The sequence below is a fragment of the Paenibacillus sp. RUD330 genome (genome assembly GCF_002243345.2).
Taxonomy (GTDB): Bacteria; Bacillota; Bacilli; order Paenibacillales; family Paenibacillaceae; genus Paenibacillus_O.
On the sequence record NZ_CP022655.2, the window covers coordinates 5138667 to 5151520 of the forward strand.

At 43.8% G+C, this 12854-nt stretch carries 11 protein-coding genes; 1 reads left to right on the forward strand and 10 read right to left on the reverse strand.

Annotated elements, in window-relative coordinates:
* Positions 1-21: 21 nt before the first annotated feature.
* Positions 22-1572 carry a hypothetical protein gene (locus tag CIC07_RS23305; RefSeq protein WP_076357728.1) on the forward strand — a complete coding sequence of 517 codons (1551 nt, stop codon included), beginning with the start codon at positions 22-24 and terminating at the stop codon, positions 1570-1572.
* Between the two features lie 45 nt (positions 1573-1617).
* Here the strand turns inward: CIC07_RS23305 and rfbD are convergent, their stop codons facing one another.
* The 10 genes from rfbD to gmd all read right to left on the reverse strand — a co-directional run bounded on the left by rfbD (position 1618) and on the right by gmd (position 12841).
* The gene (gene rfbD / locus CIC07_RS23310; RefSeq protein ID WP_076357726.1) at positions 1618-2469 is read right to left on the reverse strand and encodes a dTDP-4-dehydrorhamnose reductase; all 852 of its coding nucleotides are present in this window, start codon (positions 2467-2469) and stop codon (positions 1618-1620) included.
* Positions 2470-2488: 19 nt separating this feature from the next.
* Complete coding sequence (gene rfbB / locus CIC07_RS23315) at positions 2489-3520, reverse strand: dTDP-glucose 4,6-dehydratase (RefSeq protein WP_076357724.1); 1032 nt, start codon at positions 3518-3520, stop codon at positions 2489-2491.
* A 33-nt stretch (positions 3521-3553) separates the two neighbouring features.
* The gene (gene rfbC / locus CIC07_RS23320; RefSeq protein ID WP_076357722.1) at positions 3554-4117 is read right to left on the reverse strand and encodes a dTDP-4-dehydrorhamnose 3,5-epimerase; all 564 of its coding nucleotides are present in this window, start codon (positions 4115-4117) and stop codon (positions 3554-3556) included.
* 78 nt (positions 4118-4195) lie between these two features.
* The gene (locus CIC07_RS23325; RefSeq protein WP_076357720.1) at positions 4196-4939 is read right to left on the reverse strand and encodes a sugar phosphate nucleotidyltransferase; all 744 of its coding nucleotides are present in this window, start codon (positions 4937-4939) and stop codon (positions 4196-4198) included.
* A 58-nt stretch (positions 4940-4997) separates the two neighbouring features.
* Positions 4998-7523, reverse strand: a complete 2526-nt coding sequence (locus CIC07_RS23330) for a glycosyltransferase (protein ID WP_094248274.1) — start codon at positions 7521-7523, stop codon at positions 4998-5000.
* Positions 7507-8841, reverse strand: coding sequence for an FkbM family methyltransferase (locus CIC07_RS23335; protein ID WP_076357716.1), 1335 nt, complete (start codon positions 8839-8841; stop codon positions 7507-7509). Before CIC07_RS23335 ends, CIC07_RS23330 begins: the two co-directional genes overlap by 17 nt.
* Positions 8842-8858: 17 nt before the next feature.
* Positions 8859-10124, reverse strand: a complete 1266-nt coding sequence (locus tag CIC07_RS23340; RefSeq protein ID WP_076357714.1) for an ABC transporter ATP-binding protein — start codon at positions 10122-10124, stop codon at positions 8859-8861.
* Positions 10124-10897: an ABC transporter permease gene (locus CIC07_RS23345; RefSeq protein WP_076357712.1), complete on the reverse strand. Its 774-nt coding sequence runs from the start codon at positions 10895-10897 to the stop codon at positions 10124-10126. The genes CIC07_RS23340 and CIC07_RS23345 overlap by 1 nt, the downstream gene beginning before the upstream one ends.
* Complete coding sequence (locus CIC07_RS23350) at positions 10884-11864, reverse strand: GDP-mannose 4,6-dehydratase (RefSeq protein ID WP_076357710.1); 981 nt, start codon at positions 11862-11864, stop codon at positions 10884-10886. The genes CIC07_RS23345 and CIC07_RS23350 overlap by 14 nt, the downstream gene beginning before the upstream one ends.
* A gap of 14 nt (positions 11865-11878) precedes the next feature.
* Positions 11879-12841, reverse strand: a complete 963-nt coding sequence (gene gmd / locus CIC07_RS23355; RefSeq protein WP_076357708.1) for a GDP-mannose 4,6-dehydratase — start codon at positions 12839-12841, stop codon at positions 11879-11881.
* Positions 12842-12854 lie beyond the last annotated feature (13 nt).

The window sequence follows — 12854 nt, forward strand, 5'->3', positions numbered from 1 at the left end:
AGCGGAGAGGAGAGCCGATGGATGAAAAGCGATAGCGACAGTCTGATGCTGGATGGCGAGGTCCATTTCAAGAGAGACAGGACCGGGCTTCCATCGGAGAGGATGGGGCCTGGGCAGTTCTATGCAGCGGTCGCCGCCCTTTTTGCAGGAGGGCTTGCCATCCGGATTGTGCTTGGGATCTACACCCAAGGGTATGTCGGAGACCAGATGTATTTCATCCGTTGGATGGAAGCCGCCATGCAGCACGGGGTGCGCGGGTCGTACCTCAACTCCGGCATGCAGAATTACCCGCCGGTATTCATCGCCATTCTGGAAGGGTACGGGCATGTCCTGAACTTCCTCGGCGTCGAAATCCGGACCGCCCATCTGAGCAGCAAAATGCTTCCGATCCTGTTTGATCTCGGCACGATGGCATCGCTCCTGCTGATTTTCCGACGCTGGTCTTACAAGCGCCGTCTGGCGCTTCTCGCCTGTCTGGCCTTCAATCCGGCCTTGCTCGCAGATGGAGCGGTTTGGGGGCAGATCGATGTCTTCCACAGCGCGCTGATGGTCCTATCCGTGCTGCTCGTGCTGACCCAGCCGCTAGCGGCCGGCGTCCTCATTGCGGTCGCTTTGCTTAGCAAGTTCCAAGCAATCGTCGTTGCGCCCGTCCTGGGGGCGCTGCTGCTCCGACAGCTGCTGCGACGCGACTGGCGGCGTCCGCTGCTCTTCATCGCCGGCTTCGCCATCCCAGCGGCAGTGACCGCAGGCTGGTTCGCCTTGAAGGGCGCTTTGGACGACATGGTCCGCATGGCGTACCTCAGCGCGACGGATATGTATCCCCAGCTTTCGCTGAACGCGTTTAATTTGTGGTATCACCTCTTCACGAATCCTTCCGTCCATGACGACACGATCTTCTTTGGCGGCGTCAGTTATAAGACCTTCGGGTTCATCCTGCTTGGGGTTGCCTGCCTGTTCGTGGCGGCCTATATCCTGCTTTTGCGCGATCTTAAAGCCATTCATCTCCTGAAGGCGGCCGCTTTGGTCAATCTGGCCTTCTTCCTGCTGCCGACGGAAATCCACGAGCGCTACGGCGTTCCCGCCATGCTGTTCCTGCTGCTCATCCCGTTCCTGCTGGATCCCGGAAGGGAACGTGTACGCTGGGGAATTCCGGCCGGACTGTTCACGATGTCGACCGCGCTCAATATTTGGCTGGTGCTGAACGGAGGGTTTGGAGGGAAGTGGCTGCGGGGGGGCAGCTTGGTCTCTTCTAACCGTTTCCGTAACGACAACTCGCCATTTGGAAGCCCTGGAAGCAGCGGAGTTGGTGGAGCTGCCCAAGGACGGGGAGACATCAGCGGCAATCCCGGTTTCGGTATGGATAGCTTCGGACGAGGCGCAGGTGGGCTGCGCGAAGGAAACATTGGCGGAGCCCGCCAAGGAGGCGGGTTCGGCAACGGTTCCCTTAGCGGATGGGAACACCATTTTGCGGTTGGAATGGCTTATGCCAACTTGATGATCCTGGCCTGGATCATAGGAGCGATGCTTGGGGATATCTTCAGCCGATCCTCCCGCAAAACGGACTGGAAATAGGAATAAAGCCGGCCATCACTTGGATGAGCCGGCTTAATTGTGCCTTTATTCCCTAATCTCTTGAATAAATCTTGCCAAAGCGTCCCGCCACTCCGGAAGCTCCTCCAGTCCGATTTCCTTGATACGGCTCTGGTCAAGGACCGAATAACGCGGACGCGGAGCCGGGCGCGGAAACTCCTCCGAGGTGCAAGGCAACGCTTGGGCCGCCATACCGCTCTCTTCAAATATCGCTTGAGCAAATTCGAACCAGGTGCAGCTCCCGCTATTGGAAGCATGATACGTCCCGTACTCTTCCGTACCTGCCAGCCGGAGCAGGAAGCGAGCCAAGTCCTTCGTATAGGTAGGTGATCCCGTCTGGTCATTGACGACCTTGACGCTTCCCCTTTCCTTTCCAAGCTTCAGCATGGTCTTGACGAAATTGTTCCCATGCTTGCCGTACACCCAGGAAGTACGCACGATGAACGTCCGGCTGTTCAGCGTCTCCACAAGCATTTCTCCTGCGTGCTTGGACTTCCCATAGACGGTTTGCGGGTTGACAGGAGCGTCCGTACGGTAAGGCGACGTTCCGTTCCCGTCGAAAACATAATCCGTGCTGACATAAATCAGCTTGGCGCCGATCTCGTCAGCCGCCTCCGCCACGCAACCGGACCCGGTTGCATTTACGGCATATGCGCCCTCAAGATCGGATTCCGCCTGATCCACGGCTGTATAAGCCGCGCAGTGAATGACGACGTCAGGCTGAAGATTTCCGATGACCTCGCGGCATTGCTCGCGGGAGACGATGTCCAAGCCCTCCCGATCCAGGCCGATGATTTCAAATTCTTCCGATTTCGGCCACATGGCCAGTTCTTTGCCAAGCTGCCCTCCTGCTCCCGTTACGAGAATCTTCTTTTTCATTCTCGCACCCCCAGCGGCTTCATTCCGAGAGCCCCGCTTCATTCAAGCGATCTCCGTATTGGAGCTTGAAATAACTCTGATAGCTTCCGTTCAGCACGCCTTTCATCCATTCCTCGTTGTCCAGGTACCAGCGGATGGTTGTCCGGATTCCAGATTCATAATCATGCTGCGGGCTCCAGCCCAGCTCATTGCGGATTTTATCGGCGTCGATGGCATACCGTTTATCATGACCCTGACGATCCTTGACATAGTGGATCAGTGCTTCCGGTTTCCCAAGCTCCTCCAAGATCGTCTTGACGACATGAATATTCGTTCGCTCGTTGCGGCCTCCGATGTTGTACACTTCTCCGTTCACGCCTTGATGGATGACGAGATCGATGGCGCTGCAATGGTCCTCCACGTAAAGCCAATCCCTGACATTAAGCCCGTCTCCGTACACAGGCAGCGGCTTATCCTGCAGGGCGTTCTGAATGATCAGCGGGATCAGCTTCTCGGGGAACTGATACGGTCCGTAGTTGTTGGAGCATCGCGTAATGTTCACGGGGAGTCCGAATGTCTCGTGATAGGCCCGAACGAGCAAATCCGCTCCTGCTTTGCTTGCCGAATAAGGGCTGTTAGGCGCGAGCGGGGTTTCTTCCGTAAAGAGGCCTGTCTCCCCCAAAGTCCCATAAACCTCGTCCGTGGAAACCTGGACAAACTTTTTGACTCCGTATTGCTTGGATAGCTCCAGCAGAGCCTGCGTACCAAGAACATTCGTTTTTACAAATACATCCGGTTCAAGAATGCTGCGGTCCACATGAGACTCCGCCGCGAAGTTGGCCACGACATCCACACCGGCTTGGAAAATGGGCTCCAGCTCCGCGCGATTGGTAATATCCGCTTTGACAAAATGATATCCGGGATGCTGTTCGACAGATTTCAAATTCTCTAGGTTCCCGGCATAGGTCAGAGCATCTACGTTAACAATTTCGTACCCGGGGTACTTTTGCGCCATATACAGCACAAAATTGCTTCCGATAAATCCGGCTCCGCCGGTAACGAGCAGCTTCACTTGGCAACGTCCCTTTCTTCCCGGTTGGTGGAATTAACCGTTGATGTCGTAAATGAAATCAATCTCTGCGTCCATCAATGCGGGATGCATGTCATCTTTCTTCGAAAGGACGGGATTGCGGACAGGCCAATCAATGCCGAGAGCCGGGTCGTTCCAGGCGATTCCCCGGTCATGCTCGGCTGAGTAGAGCTCGTCGACTTTGTACTGAACCTCGGAATTCGGCACCAGCGTGCAGAACCCATGAGCGAAGCCTCGAGGAACCAGCAGCTGGCGATGATTGGCGGCGCTCAATATAAATCCTTGCCACTTCCCAAAGGTCGGCGAGCCTCGGCGGATATCTACAGCGACATCATAGATCGCTCCTGCCGTACAGCGGACCAGCTTCGTTTGGGCTTTCGGATCAAGCTGATAATGCAGTCCCCGCAATACTCCTGCTTCCACAGAAAGAGAATGATTGTCTTGCACGAATCGATGGGTTATTCCGTACTCTTGAAATCGGGCTTCGTTGTAACTCTCCACAAAAAAACCTCGCTGGTCTCCATGAACAGCCGGCTCGATCGATTTCAATCCCGGCAGCGTTGTTTCCTGGACGATCAAGTTCCTTCAGCCCCTTCCTTGGTGGGATTTCACCCTTCCGGTTCACGCCTGTCAGACTCGATTCTTCCAGGCGATTTGCTAGTTCTTCATTTCCCCGAATTCGGTGCCGAGAGTGATTTCTTTGGCCAACTCGTTTGCGTAGGTCAGCGAGGCATGGGTTCCCGCGTCGGTCCACCAGCCTTGTAATATATCATATGTTAGCGAATTGGTTTTGATATAGGCGTTGTTCACATCCGTTATTTCCAGCTCGCCCCGGTTGGAAGGTTTCAAGGATCGAATGATATCGAATACCTCGGAATCATACATATAAATTCCTGTCACTGCGTAGCTGCTCTTCGGCTCCTTCGGCTTTTCAACGATCGATACAATATGCTCGCCCTTCAGTTCCGGAACGCCGTATCGCTGCGGATCATGCACTTCCTGAAGGAGTATCTTAGCTCCTGCCGCTTGCTTCTGAAAGTGTTCCACATAAAGAGAAATGCTGTCCGAGAAAATATTATCGCCTAAAATGACGACCATCTGGTCTCCGCCGACAAAATGTTCGGCCAGGCCGAGCGCCTGAGCAATACCTCCGGCCTGATCCTGCACCTTATAAGTCAAGGACACACCGAATTCATAGCCGCTCCCGAGTAGATTCACCACGTCGCCCATGTGCTCTTTTCCGGTGACGATGAGAATATCGTGAATGCCGGATTCTTTTAGTTTAGCGATGGAGTAATAAATCATGGGATATTTGCCAACAGGAAGCAGATGTTTATTGGTTACTTTGGTTAAAGGAAACAGGCGGGAGCCTGTCCCGCCTGCAAGAATGATTCCCTTCACTGGTATCCTCCTCCTTTATAAGAAAGGATAGATGACGTGTATGTCATCTATCCTTTTTCTAATAGCTTTTAGAGTATGCAATAGTTTGAGCCAATTTATATAAATTGATCTGCGAATTCCAATTATTACGATTAATGTATTCAATTATTCCACGCAAAACATTCTCGGTCAAATGGGATTCATATGGATTAAGGATATATTCTTTGTATTGCCGAGAAATTTGTCTAATATCTAAAAAATTCTCGGAATATGTTCTTGCATTTCTTTCTATTTCTTTAACTGCTTCAGGATTTTCAATTAAATACCCTAATTTATTTTGAATTTCTGAAACCTCACAATGTTTAGTGAGATGTTCCGCACTGTCAATTTTCACGCAACAGTGATCAGGAACCTCTTCAAAACTGCCAATGGAAGAGATAAGAGAACATTTTCCCTTGGAAAGAATTCTCATTAGGCTTCCCGATGTCTCTCCATTATAAGGGTAACGTAGATTCACACACAGATCTGCAGCATCCATGTAGCCCTCATATTCTTCCAAGGAAGTGTAACCAGTTATAATAACCCGTTCTTTAATTAATGAATCATTTAAAAGCGCTTCAATAGGCTTTTGAATCTCTGGAGCGGGCTTTCCTACCAAATATAGATAAAGATTTTCATTAGTCGCTGCAAGCTCTTTAAAAGCTTCAATCAGGGGAAGCGTTCGTTTCGTTTCGTGAATATGCCCAAATGAAGCTATTACGAACTGATTCGAAGGAATGCCAATGTTCTCCTTAGCTCTAGATTTTTCGACAAGAGGAGAATTTATAGCATAATGATTAATTTTTTTTATTTTTAGATTCAAATTCTTATTCAAGAGTTTGTTTTGGGAATATTCACTATGAACTATAATTTTCTTTGCATAGTTTGTGATAACCCCATTTAAAGGAAGTTCATGGATTTTGCGAGTATTTCTTCCTGACTTAACGTCCGCTATGTATTTACTAACTAGTTCGGAATCGTAGTCCTCTAACAAGTACTCTTTATATTGATTTAAAGATTGTTCATTGGAGCTGATTAAATCAAGCAATCCATGAATGTTGTAATCATGTAAAACTAACAAGCCCTTATACGCTTTGATGTAATTAAGCATATAAGCATGATAGTCACTGTTTCCCATTTGATATATAATTTCGTCAAACCTTTTGGCTATGCTTTTAAATTCATGATGAGGATAAATTTTAATTTGGGAATGAGCAAATTCCTCCGCAGTATACGTATCATCAATGAAAACGCTGATATCAAAATCCTCTGCCAGAACGTTAATAAGGTCGAAACTATAATCAGATATTCCCGACTGTATAGGAGGCAGCGGAGTAAATATAGCCAACTGCTTGCGATGTTGTTTCACGGGTTTGTTTTCATTATTCATTGATTTAATTACGTCCAGTGTTCTCTTAGAAACAGCTTCCCAGGAAAATTGTTTTACACGTTCGCTGCCCTTCTCAACTAAATCTTGAACAGATCTCATTTCCAGCAATTCCTGGAGTCCTCTTGTAATGTCTTTCGTATTAAACGGATCAACCAAGATGGCCGCACCATCGGCGATTTCTCCAAGACTCGAATTGTTTGAAGTCAGTACAGGAGTCTCGCAAGCCATAGCTTCGACCACTGGAAGGCCAAAACCTTCATATTTAGAAGGAAATGCTACAGCATACGCGAGATTGTATAATTGAACCAAGTGATGATCAGGAACAAAATTAGTGAGTATCACTCTACCCTTTACCTTATTCTTTTCTGCCATATCATAGTATCTTTTTTCAGAAATATCGCTTAATTTGCATGCAATAACCAATTGAAAACGTTCTATAAGATTCTTAGGCAAAGCAGAGTATGCAAGGATAAGTTCACCAATATTTTTACGGTCGTCATCACCGCCCGTGCACATGATGAATTCAGAACGAATTCCATATATTGTTTCCAGTTCTTTTTTTGCGGCTTCTAGCTCCATGGAGTTTAAAACTTGGAATTTTTCATCTACGCCTGCATAAATAACATCTACCGTTTCTTCGTCCACGTTAAAATGAGTGATTAAGTCATCTTTAGCACTTTGGGAAATCGATAATATCTTATCGTATTTAGTAAGTTCCTCTAGACATTTCATGTACTCGTTCTTGAAAAACTTATCCGTGAGATATTTACCTTGAAAAATATACGGAATAATATCATAGAGAGTAACAACAGTTTTTGTACCTTTGAACCATTCATGCTCATAAATCATCGTTCCATCAAAGGGAGATGTAACATAAAACACATCAATTGAATAATCTAAAATAATCTTTTGAATAATGTCCTTTAATACAATCTTGAAATTTTCTTCATTTCTGATCTGATTTATATCGGAAGTATAAAAATATAACTCTTTTACATTACTTGAGAATGAGAGTAATTCTTTTAGATTCTTCTCTTCATAAAAATTAATTAAGTAATAATTGTTTTCTTTATCAAGCTCAAACATTTTTTTCAACTGACTCGTTGTATAATTTCCTATACCTCTATTTTTTGATCCCTTTCCCAAAATGGCTAGGACATCAATTGCTATATTCATGGGCAACCATATTCCTTCCAATTAAATATCGACGGTCAATAAAAATAGAATTAATTCCCGTGAAGCTATATTCATCATATTCCAACTTTTTCATTAATTCAATAATTTCATTGTTCTTTGTATTGTAAGCAAGCTTTGTGTCATATTTTATCATCTCTATGATAATGATTAATGGTCTTTTATCTTCCATATCCATAGATTCAATAATCTCAATGTCTTTACCTTCAATATCTATCGAAAGCAACGTAGGAGGTTCTCCCAAATATCTATCAACAACATCGTTATAAGTAATCGTTTTTAAGCTGATCTGATCTATGATTTTCAAATCCGGATTTATAGCACAAAAGTTTAAAGCTGCTTCATAATCTGTGGTGCTAAGACCATCTCCATTCAAAATGTAGAAAGTTTGATCTCTATCAGACTCTTGGCCAATGCATTGATTTAGAACAATGTCCTTGCTCCTATAGAATTTCAATTCAGGGATAAGTTCCTTGTTGGCCTCAACTAAAATTCCTTTCGCACCTTTTTTATACAAATAATAGGTATTACTCAACTCTTTGGCATGATTAGCCCCAAGATCTACATAAGTAGTTTGTTCTAATGGAATATCTAAAACATGCAAAATGTACGTGACAATGGAATCTTCACCTGACTGAGCGAAAGTTTCTTTAATAAAAATAGATGAGGCCGGCTGATCTAGAACACCAATCTTTTCAATTAATTCCATTTGTTGGCTTAATTTTTCATGTTCTATTTTTTGAATATTAAATTCTCTTTGAATAATGTCATACTGATTCATTTGTTCAACAAGATTGTTTTCCTTTAGATCAAGCATAGTGGTAAGCTTTTTTCTTTCATCTATTAGAATCATGTTTTGTTTATTTATGTCTTGCAAATCTTGCCTAGCATTATCCAATTCATTCTTCATTTTTACCAGTATTTCATTTTGTTTTTCCAGTTCGTTGAATTTAGTATTAAAGTGATTAAGGATTTCAGTAATTCTTCCCATCGCCGGGGTTACGGAGTTATTGAATTCTGTTTGTTGGAAAGCAATAGGTTCAATATACCATTTTAAAATCTTCCTTATGACTTTCTTAATAAAGGTAACAGGTTTACCCAAAAACCGACGATGGGATTGCAAATGTCTGTAAGCGAAATTTTGTCTGGTATATTGCATGACTTCGATTTGCCGAACTATTTCCTTTAAGTATTCCTCTGTATTATACGATGCAGGCGAAACCTCACTTATAGCGCCCTTCCCGGTCCAGGCCTGCATTTTTTCGTAAATCACTTTATGTTCTGGATTTTGAAAATTCATAATTCACCATCCCGCGATTAAGACTTTACTTTCCATTGGTGAGATATAGAGTAGGATCCCACAGATTTATCCGTGGATACAATAGAGAAATCCATATAGTATTTATAGAAATCAAGAGCTCTATGACTCTCGTCCACAATAGCCACATTTAGCTTATACGTCCCCGAGAGTAATTCCACCGTTGGTATATGAAACTGTATGGAACCTATTTGTGGCAAATCCTTCAATTTGAGTTTATCTATCTCCGTGTTATTCCCATATATTAATGACAGATCAGAGTTATAAAACCCCATACCGAAAATATACTCTTTCTGCTCTTTGTTTATTTTGTAGTCAATTTCTATGGACATGCTCTCATTCGCAATGATTGCGTTTGTCTTTTCACCATTCTTATTTATTATTCTGACATCGGTAATTTCAACTTCTCTAGAACCCCAATGATTATCATCGGAAATAACTTGTAGCTCTTTTTTTGCAATTGTCGATTTTTCTTTTGAGGCTTGTACAGCATTTTCATTAAACTCTATTTGCTTTTGTTGGACGAATTTTTCATTCATATGCTGCTTGTATAGATTGAGCACTTGATCTGCATCACCTTCAGCTACAACCTTACCTGCATTCATCCAGACCACACGATCCGAAATTTTTTCAACCGTGCCTAAATCATGGGTAACAATGACGATTGTCGCCCCACTTTTCTTGAAATTCTCGATCTTTTCAAAACATTTCTTTTGAAAATTCTCATCGCCAACCGATAATATTTCATCAATCAATAAAATCTCGGGATCTACATTAATGGCCACAGAAAAAGCAAGTCTCATGTACATTCCCGACGAATACGTTCGAACAGGATTATCAATAAAATGTCCTAATTCCGAGAATCCTATAATATCATCCAATTTTTCGTCGATAGCCTTTTTTGATAATCCAAAGATGGAGGCATTGGTATATATATTTTCTCTTCCGGTGAAATCAGGATGAAAACCAGCTCCTAGTTCAATTAAACTGGAAATCCGACCATTCACCTTGATCTGGCCTTGATCGGGATACAGAATTTTAGTGATGAGCTTGAGCAGCGTACTCTTGCCACAGCCATTATGTCCTATTAATGACACCGTTTCTCCTTTGTGAACTGTTAAGCTTACACCATCAACAGCTTTAAAATCGCTATAATCATCACTTCTGAGACGAAGAAGCTTTTCTTTCAAAGTTAAAGGCTTATCCTTATAAATCTTGAATTTTTTGCTTACATTATTTATTGAGATTACTGGATTGTTCTTCATTATAAATCCTCCGCAAAGGTCTTTTCGCTCTTTTCAAAAATAAAGTAACCTACGCATAAAACGATAATCCCTATCGCCAAGGAGTATAATAACTCATTCCAGTTCGGTGATGTGCCGTATAAAAGGATATCGCGGAAACCATTAATAATGGGCACCATTGGGTTGTAACCTATTACGTCAGCCACTTTTTGCGGGAAAATACTGATTGCAAATACTATAGGAGTAATATAAAACCAGATCATGGTAACGATATTGATGACATGTTCCAAATCTCTAAATCGGACATATAGTGCAGAGAATATAAACGCAAAACCAAGTGCCAGAATAAATTCAATCAGAAGGATAAGGGGCAGCCAAAATACATGAAGAGTAAGGGGCACACCTGTAATGAGCAAGGCCGGAAAGACAATAATAAGTCCATATATATAGTTCATGAGATTGGTACAGACGACTGATAAAGGCAGTATTATTCTTGGGAAATAGATTTTTTTCACAAGATTAGCATTACTAACTACGCTTATGGTTGCACCTTGTAGGGAAGATGTAAAAAATAGCCACGGAAGTAAAGCTACAAATAGGAACATAGGATAATTTTCCTGGTTATTCCTAAGCAGATATGGAAACACAATTGAATAGATAATTAATTGGAGAATAGGATTTACAAAGGTCCATAGAAAACCTAAAAAGGAACCTTTATACCGCGAACGAAGCTCCTTACGGACAATGCTAAAAAGCATTTGCCGATAATTATAAATTTCACTAATTTTGTCCACTTGAATCTCCTTCATTTCCCATTTCGTTACGCCAATAATGAAGAATATCAGCAAGACTGCTCTGAAGGGTGAAGTTTGGCTTCCACTTCGTCGCTTCAAACAACTTGGTATTATCTCCAACATAAAGCGGAATGTCTACAGGTCTGAATAATTCTTGCGATACTTCGACATTTATAGGCAATGAGGCTTGAGAAACAAAGAAATTAAGTATTTCCTGTATGCTTGTCGCTTTTCCCAAACAGACATTATAAATTTCCCCGCCTTTGCCGTGCATGACTATTTCTAGATAAGCTTTAACAATATCACGAACATCCAAAAAGTCGCGTTGTGAAGATAGATTGCCGACTCTAAATACATTTTCAATTTTGCCCGCTTCCATTGCTGCTACTTGATAGGCAAAATCGGCTGTGACGAAGCCCCTTCTTTGTCCAGGGCCAATATGATTAAATGGACGAACATGAATTACATTGAGACCATAAGCCTTATGATACTGCTTTATGAGCATGCTTATCGCTGCTTTGGATATGCCATACGGATTTTGAGGATTGAGTGCAGTATCTTCATTAATCGGAAGATGTTCCGTCTTTACGATTCCATACTCTTCCGACGAACCTACTGTGAGCAGCCTGACTGAATCGGACACTTCACTTTTCCGAATAGCCTCTAGCAAGTTTAAAGCATTCATAGTATTAATGTCGAAAGTCTGCTTCTTATCATCCCAAGATAAACGCACATTGCTTTGACCAGCTAGATGGAAAATATAATGCGGCTTGATTTTGTTTATACAATCAATAATCTCCTCTTCATTATGGAGATCCAGCTGGATCAAAGATAAAGAATCGTGGGATATGGGAAAAAAGGAGGCGGTTCTAACCGCTCCCCATATTTTCCAATCCTTTCTTGACAACAATTCATTTAATAAATGATTGCCGACAAAGCCAGTTATACCCGTTACCAGTGCTTTCAATTTGATCCCCGTCCTTATTTTTGAAGCTTTGCCAGGTCGCTGTCTACCATCATCGTCACCAACTGCTCAAATCCGACTTCCAGCTCCCAACCAAGCTGCTGCTTCGCTTTCGTGCAATCTCCAAGGAGAAGATCAACCTCTGCAGGACGAACAAACTTCTCGTCAATAACGACATAATCCCGCCAGTTAAGATCAAGATGCCCAAATGCAATTTCCACCAGTTCTTCGACGGTATGAGTCTCTCCCGTAGAAATGACATAATCCTCCGGTGTATCCTGTTGGAGCATAAGCCACATAGCTTTTACATAATCCCCTGCAAAGCCCCAATCGCGTTTGGCATCCAGATTGCCCATGCGAAGCTCTTTTTGAAGACCAAGTTTAATACGAGCGGCCGCATCCGTCACTTTGCGAGTAACGAACTCGACGCCGCGGCGAGGAGACTCATGATTGAAAAGAATTCCTGAGCAAGCGAACATATCAAAGCTCTCGCGGTAGTTGACTGTGATCCAATGCCCGTATACTTTTGCAACGCCATATGGGCTGCGCGGATAGAAAGGCGTGGATTCCTTTTGTGGAGTTTCGACAACCTTACCGAACATTTCGCTGCTGGAAGCTTGATAGAAACGGGCATCAGGCTTGGTCAAACGGACTGCTTCCAGCATGTTCGTCACGCCGATGCCTGTCGATTGCCCGGTCAGGACCGGTTGAATCCAGGAGGTGCCAACGAAAGACTGGGCAGCCAAGTTATAAACTTCATCCGGGTTGGAAATACGCATCGCGTTAATAAGCGAGCCTTGATCGAGAAGATCGCCATCGATGAACTCGATCTCGTTTTTGATATGTTCGATATTCTCCATGATCGGCATGCTTGTACGGCGGCGAAGCGCGTATACTTTATAGCCTTTCTCTAATAGAAGCTCTGCGAGGTAAGATCCGTCTTGTCCAGTTACACCTGTTACGAATGCGCGTTTTGTCATTTTATAAATCTCC